The organism is Rhodococcus sp. W8901, assembly GCF_013348805.1.
In the GTDB taxonomy this organism is placed as follows: domain Bacteria; phylum Actinomycetota; class Actinomycetes; order Mycobacteriales; family Mycobacteriaceae; genus Prescottella.
Genome location: NZ_CP054690.1, coordinates 3,497,920 through 3,513,754, shown reverse-complemented (window position 1 = coordinate 3,513,754; position 15,835 = coordinate 3,497,920). Strand labels below are relative to the sequence as shown.

General features: G+C 67.2%; 14 protein-coding genes and 1 riboswitch. Of the genes, 6 read left to right on the top strand and 8 right to left on the bottom strand.

What is annotated here, in order from left to right:
* Positions 1–54 precede the first annotated feature (54 nt).
* A complete protein-coding gene (gene asnB / locus HUN07_RS16410) occupies positions 55–1,980 on the bottom strand; it encodes an asparagine synthase (glutamine-hydrolyzing) (RefSeq protein WP_174911071.1) in 1,926 nt (641 codons plus the stop codon).
* Between the two features lie 300 nt (positions 1,981–2,280).
* Between asnB and ctaC the strand changes: the two genes are divergently transcribed.
* The 3 genes from ctaC to HUN07_RS16395 all read left to right on the top strand — a co-directional run bounded on the left by ctaC (position 2,281) and on the right by HUN07_RS16395 (position 4,459).
* Positions 2,281–3,345: an aa3-type cytochrome oxidase subunit II gene (gene ctaC, locus HUN07_RS16405; RefSeq protein WP_254622559.1), complete on the top strand. Its 1,065-nt coding sequence runs from the start codon at positions 2,281–2,283 to the stop codon at positions 3,343–3,345.
* Between the two features lie 42 nt (positions 3,346–3,387).
* Entirely contained in the window at positions 3,388–3,804 is a 417-nt protein-coding gene (locus tag HUN07_RS16400; protein ID WP_174911068.1) for a cytochrome c oxidase subunit 4, read from the top strand.
* Between the two features lie 157 nt (positions 3,805–3,961).
* On the top strand, positions 3,962–4,459 hold the full coding sequence (locus HUN07_RS16395) for a hypothetical protein (RefSeq protein ID WP_174911066.1): 498 nt from the start codon (positions 3,962–3,964) through the stop codon (positions 4,457–4,459).
* A gap of 26 nt (positions 4,460–4,485) precedes the next feature.
* On the opposite strand, the gene HUN07_RS16390 is transcribed toward HUN07_RS16395, so the two are convergent.
* The 5 genes from HUN07_RS16390 to ctaE form a co-directional block, all read right to left on the bottom strand.
* Entirely contained in the window at positions 4,486–5,937 is a 1,452-nt protein-coding gene (locus HUN07_RS16390) for a carotenoid oxygenase family protein (RefSeq protein WP_174911063.1), read from the bottom strand.
* A 183-nt stretch (positions 5,938–6,120) separates the two neighbouring features.
* A complete protein-coding gene (qcrB, locus tag HUN07_RS16385) occupies positions 6,121–7,779 on the bottom strand; it encodes a cytochrome bc1 complex cytochrome b subunit (protein WP_114719253.1) in 1,659 nt (552 codons plus the stop codon).
* A complete protein-coding gene (qcrA, locus tag HUN07_RS16380; RefSeq protein ID WP_114719421.1) occupies positions 7,776–8,912 on the bottom strand; it encodes a cytochrome bc1 complex Rieske iron-sulfur subunit in 1,137 nt (378 codons plus the stop codon). Before qcrA ends, qcrB begins: the two co-directional genes overlap by 4 nt.
* On the bottom strand, positions 8,909–9,781 hold the full coding sequence (qcrC, locus tag HUN07_RS16375; protein ID WP_174911060.1) for a cytochrome bc1 complex diheme cytochrome c subunit: 873 nt from the start codon (positions 9,779–9,781) through the stop codon (positions 8,909–8,911). Before qcrC ends, qcrA begins: the two co-directional genes overlap by 4 nt.
* A 63-nt stretch (positions 9,782–9,844) precedes the next feature.
* Positions 9,845–10,456, bottom strand: a complete 612-nt coding sequence (ctaE, locus tag HUN07_RS16370) for an aa3-type cytochrome oxidase subunit III (protein ID WP_114719255.1) — start codon at positions 10,454–10,456, stop codon at positions 9,845–9,847.
* Between the two features lie 126 nt (positions 10,457–10,582).
* Here ctaE and HUN07_RS16365 point away from each other — a divergent pair, with 126 nt between their 5' ends.
* Positions 10,583–11,026, top strand: a complete 444-nt coding sequence (locus HUN07_RS16365) for a hypothetical protein (protein ID WP_174911057.1) — start codon at positions 10,583–10,585, stop codon at positions 11,024–11,026.
* A gap of 76 nt (positions 11,027–11,102) precedes the next feature.
* Positions 11,103–12,194 (top strand): anthranilate phosphoribosyltransferase, encoded by a 1,092-nt coding sequence (gene trpD / locus HUN07_RS16360; protein WP_174914807.1) that lies wholly within the window; start codon positions 11,103–11,105, stop codon positions 12,192–12,194.
* A 51-nt stretch (positions 12,195–12,245) separates the two neighbouring features.
* Here trpD and HUN07_RS16355 read toward each other — a convergent pair whose 3' ends face one another.
* Both HUN07_RS16355 and HUN07_RS16350 read right to left on the bottom strand, forming a co-directional pair.
* A complete protein-coding gene (locus HUN07_RS16355; protein WP_174911054.1) occupies positions 12,246–12,521 on the bottom strand; it encodes an Lrp/AsnC family transcriptional regulator in 276 nt (91 codons plus the stop codon).
* Between the two features lie 9 nt (positions 12,522–12,530).
* Positions 12,531–14,279 carry a DEDD exonuclease domain-containing protein gene (locus HUN07_RS16350; protein ID WP_174911051.1) on the bottom strand — a complete coding sequence of 583 codons (1,749 nt, stop codon included), beginning with the start codon at positions 14,277–14,279 and terminating at the stop codon, positions 12,531–12,533.
* A 503-nt stretch (positions 14,280–14,782) separates the two neighbouring features.
* Positions 14,783–14,947, top strand: a riboswitch (cyclic di-AMP (ydaO/yuaA leader).
* Positions 14,948–14,962: 15 nt separating this feature from the next.
* On the opposite strand from HUN07_RS16350, the gene HUN07_RS16345 reads away from it, so the two are divergent.
* The gene (locus tag HUN07_RS16345; protein ID WP_174911049.1) at positions 14,963–15,574 is read left to right on the top strand and encodes a C40 family peptidase; all 612 of its coding nucleotides are present in this window, start codon (positions 14,963–14,965) and stop codon (positions 15,572–15,574) included.
* Positions 15,575–15,835 lie beyond the last annotated feature (261 nt).

Here is a 15,835-nt window from a genome sequence, read left to right as displayed (position 1 = left end):
CACCGCCCGGGTCCTCGACGAGGACCCGGGCGGTGGCGTTTCGGCGGTGGGCCGCTACAGGTTGACCGGGTAGGCCGGTTCCTGGATCTGCGGCACGATGCGCTTCTCGACGAAGATGCCGTGCCACACCATGAAGCACAGGACCGTCCACAGCCGTCGGCTGTGATCCGACGCGCCCTCGCGGTGCTCGTTGAGCATGCGGGTGACGGCGGCCTTGTCGAAGATGTGGTCGGTCTGCGACTCGGCGATCTGCAGGTGTGCCCAGTCGAACAGCTCCGTGCCGGCCAGCCAGTGCCGCAGCGGCACCGGGAAGCCCAACTTCGCGCGGTGCAGCACGTGCGGCGGCACGATGCCCTCGAGTGCCTGCCGCAGTGCGTACTTCGTCGTCGTCTTCGTGATCTTCTGATCCAGCGGCACGCGCGACGCGACGTCGAACACCTCGGGGTCGAGGAACGGCACGCGCAGCTCGAGCGAGTTCGCCATCGTCACCTTGTCGGCCTTGACCAGGATGTCGCCGCGCATCCACGTGAACAGGTCCAGGTGCTGCATGCGCGCCACCGGATCCCAGTCCCGGGACTGCGCGTAGATCGGCGCGGTCACGTCCTGGTGTGTCCACTCGGGGCGGAAGTCGCGCAGCACCGCCCGCAGCTGGGCGTCGCTGAAGCTGCGCGCATTGCCGTAGTAGCGATCCTCGAGCGTCATCGAGCCGCGGTGCAGCAGGCTCTTGCCGCGGGTGCCCTCGGGGATCCGATCCGAGAGCCGGCCGGCGGCCCGGCGCAGCGGAGCCGGCAGGTACTCGAACGGCTTGAGCGACAGCGGCTCGCGGTAGATCGTGTAGCCGCCGAACAGCTCGTCCGCGCCCTCGCCCGAGAGGACCACCTTGACGTGCTTGCGGGCTTCCTTCGCGACGAACCACAGCGGCACCAGTGCCGGGTCGGCGACCGGATCGTCCAGGTACCAGATGATCTCGGGGATCGCGGCCGCGAACTCGGCGGGGGAGACCACCTTGACGACGTGCCGGGCGCCGATCGCCGCCGCGGACTCCGCGGCGACGTCGACCTCGGAGTAGCCCTCCCGCTCGAAACCGGTGGTGAACGTGATCAGGTTCGGGTTGTGCCGCATGGCGAGCGCCGCGATCGCGGTCGAGTCGATGCCGCCCGAGAGGAACGAGCCCACGGTGACGTCGGCGCGCATGTGCTTGGCGACCGAGTCCTCCAGCGCCTCCGCGATCTCGCGGTAGCGGGCCTGTTCGCTGCCGGCGGCGAACGGCACGGCCGGGAACTTCGGTGTGAAGTAGCGGGTCACCTCGGGAGCCTTGCCCGGCGCCAGTCGTGCGTAGCAGCCGGACTCGAGCCGACGGACCTGCGCGTGCAGCGTCTCCGGTTCCGGCACGTACTGCAGGACCGTGTAGTGCTCGATCGCCCGCGGATCCAGGTCGGTGTCGATGCCGATGACGTCCGCCAGTTCGAGCAGGCTCTTCTTCTCGCTGCCGAACGCGGTGCCGCCCGTTCCGGTGGCGATGAACAGCGGCTTGATGCCGAACGGGTCGCGTGCCACGAACAGTTCACGGGTCTCGGTGTCCCACACCGCGAACGCGAACATGCCACGCAGACGGCGGACCGCGTCCGCGCCCCAGTAGTGGAACGCGGCGACGATGGCCTCACTGTCGCCCTCGGTACGGAACCGGGCGTCGTGATCCTTCGCGAGTTCGGCGCGGATCTCCAGGTAGTTGTAGATCTCACCGTTGAAGGTCAGGGCATAACGCTCCGGGTTCTCCGGGGGACCCCAGCGCAGCGGCTGGTGCGAGTGCTCGATGTCGATGATCGACAGTCGGTTGAAGCCGAAGATCAGATCGTCGTCGTGCCAGGTGCCGTGTTCGTCGGGCCCGCGATGACGCAGACAGTGCATGGCCGCATCGACGCGCGCGACGGCGTCGTCGCTGGTGCCGTCGGTGGTGAGTAGTCCGAGCAGTCCGCACACGGCGTCCAGTACCTCGATTCAGAGTCGATTGTCGGTAGGGAGTCGGCCTTCCGGAGACGGTCCGAATTCCTCAGGGAAGTATGCCGCAGTTTCCGTTCCCGGATCGTGCCCGCACCATCCTCGGGTTCTCGGGACTCAGCTGAATCCCAGGTCGCGCGCGTACGGTGGAGGGTCATTGGTCCTGACTGCAACACGGGTGCCGACCCGACAGTGGAGGATCGACGCCTTTGGTCTACGCTGCGTAGTAATTGGGCCTTCCCTTCGGGTGTGCCCTAGTGGAATTGCGGCGATCAGGAAGGCGTGAACGTGGCGCAAGGTCGGATCCTTCGGCGAGCCGGGCTGGCAGCATCTTTGGGCATAGCTGCCATGCTGCTGTCGGGTTGTTCAATCGACAATTCGGTGCTTCGCTTCGGGTGGCCATCGGGAGTTACCCCGCAGGCCGAACGTATGCGCGAACTCTGGACGTGGTCGGTCATCGCCGCCCTCGTCATGGGTGTCATCGTGTGGGGTCTCACCTTCTGGGTGGTTATCTTCCACCGTAAGAAGAAGGACTCGCCCGAGTTCCCCCGGCAGACGGCATACAACGTGCCGCTGGAGCTGTTCTACACGGCAGTTCCGTTCGTGATCATCGCTGTGCTCTTCTACTTCACCGTGGTCGTGCAGAACTACGTCACGGAGAAGAAGGACAATCCGAACGTCGTCGTCGATGTGACGGCGTACCAGTGGAACTGGAAGTTCGGCTACCGCACGATCGATCTCGGTGACGGCACGGCGAAGTACGAGGGCACCGACGAGGCCGCCACCGCTGCTGCGCTGGCTGCGTCGAAGCCCGAGGGCCTCGACGAGCACGGTCGGGAAAAGACCGGCCCGATCCACGGTAAGAACACCCAGGATCTGTCCTACCTGTACTACGACAAGATCGAGACCGTCGGCACCAGCAACGAGGTTCCGATCCTCGTGCTGCCGACCGGCAAGCGGATCGAGTTCGTGCTCGCATCGTCGGACGTCGTCCACTCGTTCTGGGTTCCGGAGTTCCTGTTCAAGCGTGACGTGAACCCGAACCCGAAGGAGAACCACTCGGACAACGTCTTCCAGATCAGCGAGATCGAGAAGGAAGGCGCGTTCGTGGGCCGCTGCGCCGAGATGTGCGGCACCTTCCACGCGATGATGAACTTCGAGGTCCGCGCTGTGACGCCGGAGAAGTTCGAGCAGTACATCGAGGCTCGCAAGTCCGTCGAGGAAGGCGGCAAGGGCCTGACCACTGCCGAGGCGCTGGCATCGATCGGCGAGTCGCCCACCGCGACCTCCACCTCGCCGTTCAACACCGACCGCACGGTGCGCGAAGCATCGACCAGCGGCAAGTGACCCGCGAATTCCGAGAATCTCTGACCAAGGACAAGAACTGATATGAAGATCGAAGCCAAGCTCTTCGAGATCCTGACGGTGTTCTTCATTCTCGTCGCGATCGTCTACGGTGTCTTCACCGCGATGTCGCGGACCGGAATCGAGTGGGCCGGCCTCACCGCAATCGTTCTCTCGGCCGGACTGAGCCTGATCGTCGGCACGTACTTCCGGTTCGTGGCCCGCCGTCTGGACACCCGCCCCGAGGACTACGAGGAGGCGGAGATCTCCGACGGCTCCGGCGATCTGGGCTTCTTCAGCCCCGGTAGCTTCTGGCCCATCCTGCTGGCCGGTGCCGCTGCGATCGCCGCGATCTCGCTGGCGTTCTTCCAGGCCTGGATGATCGTCGTCGGCGTGGTTCTGGTGATCGCCGCTGCTGCAGGCCTGGTTTTCGAGTACCACCTCGGTCCGGAGAAGCACTAGCTCCAACGCTTCACAGCAACGGCTGAAGGCGCCGAACCCGAAAGGGGTTCGGCGCCTTCAGCCATTTCCGCGCGCAGGTCGCCCGGCTGCACTGTCCGCGACAGCGGAAAGCGGTCGGGCCGGACAGAGTCGGACCGCATCCGGGAGGATGCTCGTCATGCGGATCTCCGAGGCCGAACGCCATGACCGTCTCCTGTGGCGCTTCGCGATCATCGACGACGTACCCGACTACTTCGAGAGTCGGGGTAGGAGGTTCGACCTGCCCGGTTCGTGGGTGGATGCAGTCGTCGCGGTCACTCGGGACCTGCGTTGCCTGCGTCATGGGCGTGACGTTCAGCCCGACAGACTGATGTGGGAACTGTCCATCGGCGCCGAGTACGCCGTCACGATCGGGTGGAGCGGAACCGGCGGCGTGAGCGGATTCAGCGTGTGCAACGGACTGTCGGTCGAAGCCCCGTTCGCCGAAGCTGCGGTGTGGGTTGCGGACACAACCCAGACAGAGTTGGCCGGCTACGAGTTCGTGCAGTGGCCCTCGCGTGGTCGCCACCTGCTGGTGCCCCGTCTCTGCGACGGCGCTCCCGTCTGGATGGACCCGCACAGCGACCGAGTGATCTGCGCGATCGGGGAGCTGTGCACCGCTGTCGACCGAGCCTGACTCCCACCTGTGGCGTGGCGCGGCCATCAGAGGGCCGATGCGGTGTCCGGTATCCAGTTCCCGTGGAAGCCGGCGGGTACCCGTTGCGGCAGCGCGATCGACGCCTGATCCTCGAGCGTCCGCGCGTCCAGGATCCGCAGCTCCGTCGACTTCGACCCGAGATCCGATACCAGTCCCATGACCACGCCGTGGCCCTCCGGGGCGTCCGGAGCCTCCGGGTGGAACACGAACTCTCCCACCGCGGATCGCGGACCGAAGTCGCGCATGGCCTGGACACCATGGGCACGATCCGACCTGATGAGCCGGTGTTCGCCGGACAGGTCGTCGGAGCCGACGACGAGCCAGCAATCGTGATGGAGCGAGGTGGTGAAGCGCTCGTCGAACCGCGGAAACTCCACGTGCTCGTCGCCGAGCCGGGTCCGGCGGACCCGGTTGCTGACCCGCGGCTCGAGATGCCAGCGCTCCAGTCGCGGACGCCCCTCGGACGGTCCGGTGCGGTCGGCGTCGAACACCCGCTCGTGCACGACGAGATCCACGACCACCTTCCCGTCGTCACTGGTGGCGTTGACCGGATGAAAGACGTAGCACGGCTCGACCTCCAGCCACAGCGGTGTCGGATCACCGTGGCGGGGGACCAGCCCGACGCGGGGCGGATAGCGGCTGTCCCAGCGGTACGGAAAGCTCCCGGCGCGGGTCGGAGGCAGACGGTTCAGGACGGGACGCGGCACGCGGACGCGTCCGATCGTGGCACTGAGCGCGAGCGCGGCGAAGGGACGGAGCGGTCGCGCGACGTTCGCGGTGACGGCGCTGCGGACGTCGAACGTGACCGGCAGATCGTAGATCACCACGTAGTCGCGGGTCAGCGAGAATGCGTGCATCATTGGGCTGCCGCCGACCCGGATCGGGACCTTCCTGCGAAGTCGGCCGTCCAGTCCGACGACGGTGTAGAGAACGGTGTCGCCTCGGCCGAAATGGTACGAGACTGCGTGGAGCTCGCCGGTTTCCGGTTCCTCGATCGGATGCGCGGTGTAGCCGCCACGCACCGTGCCGTCGAAATCGCACACGTCGACCGTGTCCAGATCGTAGGAGAGTTCGGCGCATGCGACGCCGGCTTCGACCAGCGCGAGCGTGCGGCCCGCGAAGCCGATGACGTTGGTGTTCGCGGACGGTCCGTGCAGCGGTGAGCGGCCGTGCTCCGGGGGAGCGGATCGGTGCAGCGCCTTCGACGTGACCTCCGAGTCGACCCACCTGTTGCGGTACCACAGCGCGCGTCCACCGCTCATCCGGATTCCGTGCACCATGCCGTCGCCGGTGAACCAGTTGTATTCGTCCGGACGCACGTCCGCGATCGGGTTGGGGCCGTTGCGCAGATAGCGGCCGTCGAGCCATTCCGGAATCGCGCCCTGCACTGGCAGGTCGAACTCGGTGACCTCGGCACGCACCGGGGCATACCGTTCGTAGACATAACTCGCCACCATCGGACCCCCGGAACCTCGTCGTTGTCCAGGACAGTAGAGGTCCGCCGGGCAGCTTCGGGCACTTTCCGGCTTCCTCGACCTGGCAGTCCAGCCAGGCGGCCGACCCGACCGAGTGTCCGGACGCCAACGAGGAAGGCCCCGAACCGATATCGGTTCGGGGCCTTCCTCGTCAGTCTCGGCGAACTAGTGCGCTTCGCCGTCGCCGGAGCCGTTTCCGGACCCGATTCCACGGGCGCGGTCCTGGTACTCCGTGAGCACCTTCAGCTGCTCGTGCTCGCCGGCATGCTCGGCGGCCTCGAGAGCCTGGCTCTGCTCGACCGGGTCCGGGGAGACCCAGCTACCGGAACCGGGCTTGCCGGCCGATCCGAGCTTGTTCATCTTCTTCGGGATCGCGGCACCCTGGTACTCCAGCGGGATCGGGTGGCCGTGATCGTCGACCGGGCCGAGCGGCTGGTGGATCTCGACGTACTCACCATGCGGCAGGCGCTTGATGATGCCCGTCTCGATGCCGTGCTCGAGCACCGCGCGGTCGCTGCGCTGCAGACCCAGGCAGAACCGGTAGGTGACGTAGTAGGCGATCGGAGGCAGGACCACCATGCCGATACGACCGATCCAGGTCATCGCGTTGAGCGAGATGTCCAGGTGGTAGGCGATGATGTCGTTGATGCACGAGATCGTCAGCACCAGGTAGAACGCGATGGCCATCGCACCGATACCGGTACGGACCGGAACGTCGCGCGGACGCTGCAGCAGGTTGTGGTGAGCGTCGTCCTTCGTGAACTTCTTCTCGATCCACGGGTAGGCGATCAGCAGTGCGAACACGATGCCCATGATCAGCGCGACAGCGAACACCGCGGGAATCGTGTAGCGATCGAACAGGTAGATCTCCCACGCAGGCCACAGACGCGCCATGCCGTCGGTCCACATCATGTAGAAGTCGGGCTGCGAACCAGCCGACACCTGCGACGGGTTGTACGGGCCGATGTTCCAGATCGGGTTGATCTGCAGCAGACCACCCATCAGGGCGAGGATGCCGAACGTGAACGCGAAGAACGCGCCGCCCTTGAGAGCGAACACCGGGAGGATGCGAACGCCGACGACGTTCTGCTCGGTGCGGCCGGGGCCGGGGAACTGCGTGTGCTTCTGGTACCACACCAGCGCGAGGTGCGCGGCGATGAGGGCCAGGATGATGCCGGGCAGCAGCAGCACGTGTGCGACGTACAGGCGCGGGATGATCAGGGTGCCGGGGAAGTCGCCACCGAAGATCAGCCAGTGCAGCCAGGTGCCGGCGACCGGGACGCTGAGCGTGATGCCGGACAGCGCGGCGCGCAGGCCCGTGCCGGACAGCAGGTCGTCGGGCAGCGAGTAGCCGAAGAAGCCCTCGAACATCGCCAGGATCAGCAGCAGCGAGCCGATGACCCAGTTCGCCTCACGCGGGCGACGGAACGCGCCGGTGAAGAAGATGCGCAGCAGGTGCACGATGATCGACGCTGCGAACATCAGTGCGGCCCAGTGGTGGATCTGACGGACGAACAGACCGCCGCGGACCTCGAACGAGATGTCGAGCGTGGTCGCGTAGGCGCGGGACATCTCGACGCCGCGGAGCGGCTCGTATGCACCGTTGTAGGTGACCTCGGCCAACGACGGATCGAAGAACAGGGTCAGGTAGACGCCGGAGATCAGCAGGATGATGAAGCTGTACAGCGCGATCTCGCCGAGCATGAAAGACCAATGGGTCGGGAAGACCTTGTTGATCTGTCGCTTCATTCCGGCCGCGATGTGGTACCGGGAGTCGACTGCCTCCGCTTGGGCGGCAACTCTGGATGGGGTTGTAGTGGTCACGGTCGACGCTCCCAAAATGCCGGGCCGAGGGCTTCGATGAAGTCACCGTTGGCGACGAGGTAGCCCTCTTCGTTCACTGTAATAGGCAGCTGCGGAAGAGCACGAGCGGCGGGACCGAAGATCGGCTTGCCGTACTGCAGCGCGTCGAACTGCGACTGATGGCAGGGGCACAGGATTCGGTTGGTCTGCTGCTCGTACAGCGAGGTGGGGCAGCCGAGGTGGGTGCAGATCTTCGAGTACGCGAAGTAATCGCCGTAGTTGAAGCTCTCCTGGTCCTTGCGCTTGACGACCTTCTGGGTGTCCTCGGTGCGCAGGCGGATGAGCATGACCGCATTGCGGATGCCGCGCAGAGCCTTGAACAGCTCCTCGTCGTTGCCACGCTCGGACTCACGGAACGGGAACACCGTCTCCATGGAGCCGGCGTCGAGATCCTCGGGGCGCACCAGCACGATGTCGTGCGGACGACCGGTGTCGCGACGCAGGTAGATCGTCTCGCCCTTGTAGCGCGGGGTCCATCCGGACACCCACAGCGGGGAGTTGTCGCCCTTGGCCCACGGGTTCTTGATCAGGCCACCGAGGGGCATGACCGACATGATGCCGAGCGCGCCACCACCGAAGATCAGGCTGCGCTTGATGACCTTGCGGCGGCCGATCGTCGACGTGTCGAGGGTGTCGCTCAGCTGAGCGACGAGGGTCTTCTTGTCGACCTCGGCCGAACCGCCGTCGTGGCGGTCCTGGATCGAGACCTCTTCGGGGACGAACTTCTTGGTGAACTTCACCGCGCCGACGCCGACACCGAGGATCGCGAGACCCATGGTGAAGCCGATCAGCGGCGTGTAGAGGTTGTACGCCCAGTAGGTGTCCTCGCCCGGGCCCGCGTACTCCCAGGGCCAGAACAGGAAGATGCCGATGAAGGCGATCGCGGACAGGCCCGCCAGGATGAACCAGAAGGCCACCGAGCGCTCGGCGCGCTTCTCGGCCTTGGTGCCCTCGACCGCCCAGCGATCCCTACGGAACGCGACATCGACGCCGTCGAGATTGGTACCGAGTTCGACGAGTTCGTCCCGGCTCATCCGGTCGAGTTCGTCGTCCGTGTACTTCTTCGGCGTATCGCCGCTGCCGGCGTCGCTCATGACCTTGCTCCGATCCACAGTGCTGCACCGACGACAGCGACGATGCCGATGACCCACATAGCGAGGCCCTCGGACCCCGGTCCGATGCCGCCGAGACCGTAACCACCCGGGTTCTTGTTCTCGCTCGACTGCTTGACGTAGGCGATGATGTCCTTCTTCTCCTCCAGCGTCAGCTGGCGGTCGGAGAACTTGGGCATGTTCTGGGGGCCCGTGACCATGGCGGCATAGATCTGCTGCTCGCTGGCCGGATCCAGAACGGGGGCGTACTTACCGGAGGACAGCGCACCGCCGCGCCCGGTGAAGTTGTGGCACGACGCGCAGTTGAGGCGGAACAGCTCGCTACCGCGCGCGACATCGCCGCCACGCAGCGACGACTGTGCGATCTCGCCGTTCTCGTCGCGGACGAGGGTGGGGCCGCCACCCTGCGACTGGACGTAGGCGCCGATGGCGTCGGTCTGGCGCGCGTCGAACTTGGCCGGCTTGCGGGAAGCCTGGGCCTCGTTGCGTGCGGCGGGCATACGACCGGACGACACCTGGAAGTACACGGCTGCCTCACCGACACCGATCAGGCTGGGGCCGCGGTCCTGGACACCCTGCAGGTTCGCGCCGTGGCACGTGATGCAGGAGGTGTCGTAGAGCTGCTTGCCTTCGCGGATCAGGGCGGCGGAGTCGTCGCTCGCGGTGGCGACCTGCGGTGCAGGCGTCAAGGCGGAAGCGAGGAAACCAGCGCTGACCAGGCCCAGCATGAGGATCAGCGCGCCGGTGACGCGACGGCGCATCTTGCGCTGACGTCGCGTCTTGGCCGCAGAGGCTGCTGCGGGACGGTGGGGCATGTCACCCTCGATTGCGGGAGGGGGGGATGAACTCATCTGTATCCCTTTGGTATGTCGGGACGACTGAAGCGTCAGGGGGCTGCCTGGGCGTCCAGCTGGCTAACGGATGAAATAAATCGTGGCGAACAGGCCGATCCACACAATGTCGACGAAGTGCCAGTAATACGAGACGACGATCGCCGCAGTTGCCTGTGCAGGCGTGAACTTGCTGACCTTGGTGCGGACGATCAAGAAGACGAAGGCGATGAGGCCGCCGATGACGTGCAGACCGTGGAAGCCGGTGGTCATGAAGAACACCGAGCCGTACACGCTGCTCGAAATCGTCACCCCTTCCTTGACGAGCGTGATGTACTCGAAGCCCTGGCCGAGCACGAAGAACGTGCCCATGGCGAGAGTCACCAGGTACCACCGCCGAAGTCCGAAGACATCACCCTTCTCCGCGGCGAAAACGCCCATCTGGCAGGTGAAGGAGGAGGCGATCAGTACGAGGGTGACCGGCACTGCCAGTGCCAGGTTGAGATGCACGGGTTCCGGCGGCCAGTTGTCGCCCGCCTGCGCCCGCGCAACGAAGTACATAGCGAAGAGCCCTGCGAAAAACATGAGCTCGCTTGACAACCACACGATGGTGCCGACGCTGACCATGTTTGGCCGGTTCAGCGAGTGCACGCGCTGGGTGATTGCCGATCCTGAAGTCCCTACTGCGCTCGTCACGCTGAGAAGTATGACGCCTTGTCGTAACAGACGGGTAGCCGGGTCCTATGTCGGCGCGTCGTCCCACGTCAGAGCGTGTTATCCGGTCGCGTCAGCGGGTCCCGGCGAACATGGCAAGGTAAGCGCATGGAACTCAGGCGCGGCGTCGCACGTTGGATCAACGGTCTTCTGTCTCGGAGCGCGCCGGCCCCTCTCGATCGAACTCGTCCGGATCTCGTCGTGGTCGTGTCGGGATTCGACGACGCGGAGGCGTCGTCGACGGTTCTCGAACGCGGCGCCGGCGGCGATCCCGCCTGGATCCCCGAGGCCGAGGCGGTGCTCCGGCATCACCTGCGGCTCCCCGTCGCCGAGGTCCGGGACGCGGTCGCCGTGGCGGCCCAGGACGGCTACGAACTGGCGGGCGATCCGGAGTCGGCCGACGACGGAACGGTGTCCGTGGTCCTCGAACGGGTCCAGATCCTCGATGCCCTGCATTGTTCGCAGGAGCGATCCCGGATGGCGGGCCTGGCGCAGCGCTGGGGTGGCACGGCGCTCGGTTGGGAGGGCCTGCAACCGCCGTCCGCGTCGTGACCCGCGGCACGCGCACTAAGCTGCGGGGCGACATGCCCACCCGGCAGTTGGTGGGCGCCCGGCAGAAAGGGTCGTGATGGTGCGGCAGGCAGTAGCGCAAGGCACGGAACGAGTGGCAGGCGCGACTGACCGGAGCTGGCCCGCGGTCCTGGGAGCCCTCACCGACGGTCGTGACCTCACCGCCGACGACACCGCGTGGGCGATGGACGAGATCATGTCCGACGCCGCGACCTCGGCGCAGATCGCGGCCTTCGGCGTCGCGCTGAAGATGAAGGGGGCGACCCCCGCGGAGCTGCGCGGACTCGCCGACGCGATGCTGGGCCACGCGAAGACGGTGCCGGTGTCGCCGGACGTCGTCGATGTCGTCGGCACGGGCGGCGACCGGTCGCACACGGTCAATATCTCGACGATGGCGGCGGTCGTCGTCGCCGCCGCCGGCGTGCGGGTGGTCAAGCACGGCAACCGGGCCGCGTCGTCGAAGAGCGGCGGCGCCGACGTTCTCGAGGCGCTGGGCGTGCACATCAATCTCGGTGCCCAGGACGTCGCGCGGTGTGTGGAGGAGGTCGGGATCGGCTTCTGCTTCGCCCCGGTGTTCCACCCGGCGCTGCGATTCGCGGGAGCCCCGCGCAAGGAGATCGGAATTCCCACCGTCTTCAACGTGCTCGGACCGCTCACCAACCCGGCGCGTCCGCGGGCCGGTCTGATCGGGTGCGCGTTCCAGGACCTCATCCCGGTCGTCGCCGGGGTGCTCGCGGAACGCGGGAACTCGGCGCTGGTCGTGCGCGGTGACGACGGACTCGACGAGATCACCACCTCGACGACGTCGGAGGTGTACGTCGTGTCCGGCGGCACCGTGCGGACCCAGAAGCTGGATCCGACGGACCTCGGGATCGCCCGCGTTCCGCTCGACGCGCTGCGCGGTGGCGATGCGGTCGACAATGCGCGGGTGGCGCGGGGAATCTTCGCCGGCGACGAGGGCGCCGTGCGGGACGCGGTGCTGCTGAACGCGGCGGGCGCGATCGCCGCGTACGACGGGCTGTCCGGCAGCCTCGAGGAGTCGCTGGCGGCGGGCATGGAGAAGGCCGCTCGGGCGATCGATTCCGGTGCGGCAGCGGCCCTGCTGGAGCGTTGGGCCGCCTTGACCGTGGAGTTGGCCGCCAAACGCTGAGGCGGACGCGTTCGATGGTCCCGGGGCTCCGACGCCCCGGGACCGGGCGGTCTACTCGCCGAGCGAGAAGGCCGCCTCGACGTCGGCGCTCGAGTACGACTGGAAAGCGATGTGCGTCGCGGTCTTGAGCACGCCGGGCACCTTGTTGATCCGCTCGGTCACGACCTCGGCGATCTGTGCGTGGTCGCGGACCTTCACGATCGCGATCAGGTCGATGTCGCCCGCGCACGAATAGACCTCGGCAACTCCGGCGAGATCGGCCACCGCCTGCGCGGTCTCGGGGATCCGGTCGGCCTCGGCGTGGATCATGACGATGGCGTTGATCATGGTGCTCCTTCAGTGCTCTGGTGCGGCACGGTGCTGTCGTTCGTCCAACACAGTAGGCGGTGCCGCGCCCCGCGCCAGCGTGCACCAGTCCTCCCACGAACCCGCTCCGTGGGCCGGTTCGCCGTATCCCGCACTGGTTCGGACGATGCGGGTGCCGTCGGCGTGCAGCCATCGTGCGACGAGCCCCACTTCCTCGGGCGAGGCGCCGCGGAGCGGAGTCGCATCGGGCAGGACGGTCTCCGCCGACGCCACCAGCGCCTCGACCACCGGCATCGGTGGAACCCCGCGCAGTGCGACGCCGGCGGCGGCCAGGCGCCCGGAGCGGACCACCGCGAACTCCCACCCGCCGTCGGCCGCCCGCCGGGCCGCGATCAGCTCGTCGACGGCGGTCAGCGACCCGAGCCGTTGCATGCGCCGAAGGGCCAGCCCGAGCGCCGCGGTGCGGTCACGCAGTCGTGCGGCGCTCTCGAACAGTTCGGCGGCCGCCAACTCCTCGATCCGGTCGCGCATTCGGTGCAGTGGCGCGTCGTCGGTGCCGCGGAACAATGCCCGCGCCCGCTCGGGCGCGACGGCGTAGCCGTCCTCGTCGTCGGAGATCGCGGGACAGCCGCCGAGATCGCGGGGAGGGCACTTGGGTCCGTGCGGCTGGCCCCGGCGGATGCGCGTGGTGCACGTCCGCAGGCCGCAGAACTCGGCGACGGTCTGTGCGGCGTCGGCGGCGTCGGTGCGGGACCGGAACGGCCCCAGCGCGTCGATCGTCGCTGTACGGACCACCGAGAGGCGCGGGAAGGCCTCGTCGGTGAGGGTGACCCACCAGCCGCGCATCGGGAACTTGGATCGGCGGTTGTACGGGGGCACGTGGGCGCTGAGCAGTCGGAGCTCGCGTACCCCGGCCTCGAGTGGATGCGCGCATTCGACGTGATCGATCCGTGTGGCGAGCGCGACCATCTCCTTCATCCGCCCCCGCGTCTCCGACCCGGTGAAGTAGGTACGGACCCGGCGGCGGAGATCGGTCGCGGTGCCGACGTAGAGGACCTCGTCGGACGGGCCGCGGAACAGGTAGACCCCGGGGGTGCGGGGGAGGTGGCTCGCGAGTGTGCGCTTGGCGCGCTGTTCGGACGACACCCGCGGCAGGTAGTCGAGAAGCTCGGGGAGGCTGTGCACACCCTGATTGCCGACCCGGCCGATGAGGGAGTGCAGGACGTCGACCGTGGCCTTGGCGTCGTCGAGTGCGCGGTGCGTCGGGGTGGTCTCGGCCCCGAACAGGGTCGCGAGCGCCGAGAGCTTCACCGACGGCGCCTCGTCGCGGCTCAGGACACGGCGGGCGAGCTTCACGGTGCACAACACCTGGAACTTGGGCCAGGGGATGTCCTGGCGGGCCGCGGCGGCCTTGAGGAACCCGACGTCGAATCCCGCGTTGTGGGCGACCAGCACGGCACCGCGGGCGAACTCGAGGAACGCGGGCAGGACGGCGTCGATGCGGGGTGCACCGCGCACCATCGCGGTCGTGATCCCGGTGATCTCGACGATGTACGGCGGGATCGCGCGTCCCGGGTCGATGAGAGTCCCGAGCTCACCGACGATCTCGCCGCCACGCACCTTCACGGCGCCGATCTCGGTGATGGCATCGGTATCGGCGCTGCCGCCGGTGGTTTCGAGGTCGACGACGACGAAGGTGATCTCGCGCAGCGGTGTGTCCAGCTCGTCGAACGTCAGTTGGGTTCCGTCGGTCGAACGGGCGGATCGCGGCGCACTCACGCCTCGGGACACTAGAGACCGGCACCGACAGTGCCCGCGGCACGCGGGGGCACGCACCAGAAGTCGGTGGATCGGGTGGCGATTCGGCCTGGAGAGACGAGGATCACACCGGCCCGGCGGGTTCGTCGAATGTGTGGCGCGTGATCTTCGTTGCGGGACTGCGGTTTCGGTGGCCGCGTGTGGGTCGTGTGCCGTTGTCGGCGGGGGCGCTGCGTCCCTCGGCCCGGCGCGGTGTCGATCGGCGTTGACCAGTGGTGACGCCGGATACACGGGCTTCTGTCGGGGTGTGGTCGGTCCCCGGCGGGGCGCGGGGTGCCGGTCGCGGGCGCGAGGGAGAGGGACCGCTCGTTATCTCGTCGTGATCATGTGTCGATCGAAGCGGGTTCAAACCCGGCAAATCGGGAAAACGGAGCGATTTCCGCGCGTCCAAGTCGACACGAGGGATGCGCTTTCGTAATCTTCTCGAGACCTAGCGGAGTCTTGCCGCCCCACCCGGGACGGCATCGCTGGGACCGCCTAATCGGAACCTCTCCGGAGGGGACGAGCCGGGAACCCAAGTTTTTCTGGGGTGAATCCCGTCGAAGCCGCGCTGCGGTGTCGTCGGGTAGGGCTGATCTTCCCAGCCCGAACCCGTCAGCTAACTCGGTCGGCGGACGAACGGAAGAAACGGAGTCCCCTTTCTCGTGGCGTCATCTACTTTCACGCGTTCCGCGCGTCGCGCCGCCGTTGCCGGCGCACTTGCCGTCGGAGCCGTCACGGTTTCCGCCGCCCCCGCCCTTGCCGATCCGATCAACATCCCGGGTGTCGGCACCGTCGAGGTCCCCGGTGTGACGCAGCAGCAGGTCGACGCCGCGATCGCGAGCATCACCCCGAGCATTCCCGAGGGCATCGTGCCCGGCGTCGCGACCGGCAGCGCGGCTGCGGTTCCGGCCTCGCTCGCCCCCATCGTCACCGCAGGTGAGAAGGCCGTCGAGGCCGCCAGGGCCAAGCTCGGTGCCCCGTACGTGTACGGCGCTGCCGGCCCGGACGCGTTCGACTGCTCGGGTCTGGTCCAGTGGGCCTACAAGCAGGCCGGTCTGAACCTCCCGCGCACGAGCTACGACCAGGCCGCCGCCGGTTTCGCCGTGGCCCAGTCCGACCTGCAGGTCGGCGACGTGATCTCGTTCTACGGCGGAAGCCACTCGGGCATCTACGCGGGCGACGGCAATGTCATCCACGCCTCGACCGCGGGTCAGCCGGTCAAGCTGGCGCCCGTGTCGTCGATGCCGTTCGACGGCGCACGCCGCTACGCGTGACGCGCTAGACGTTCGACGTGTGCAGGGCGGGTCCGACTCCGGTCGGACCCGCCCTGCACGTCTTTCGACACGTGTCGGTCCCGGGCCTTTTGTGGCTTTCGCGACGATGTACGAATTGTCCTACTCCCGGGTAGACACGGACATATGCCATTCCGTAACCTGTTCGAGACCTTACGGACCCCCTTGCAGGCCCCACCGCCGTCTGGTGGAGACGAATCCAGAAACGGAGAGTCGCGCCGCTGTGCCCTCCCAGAAGTCCTC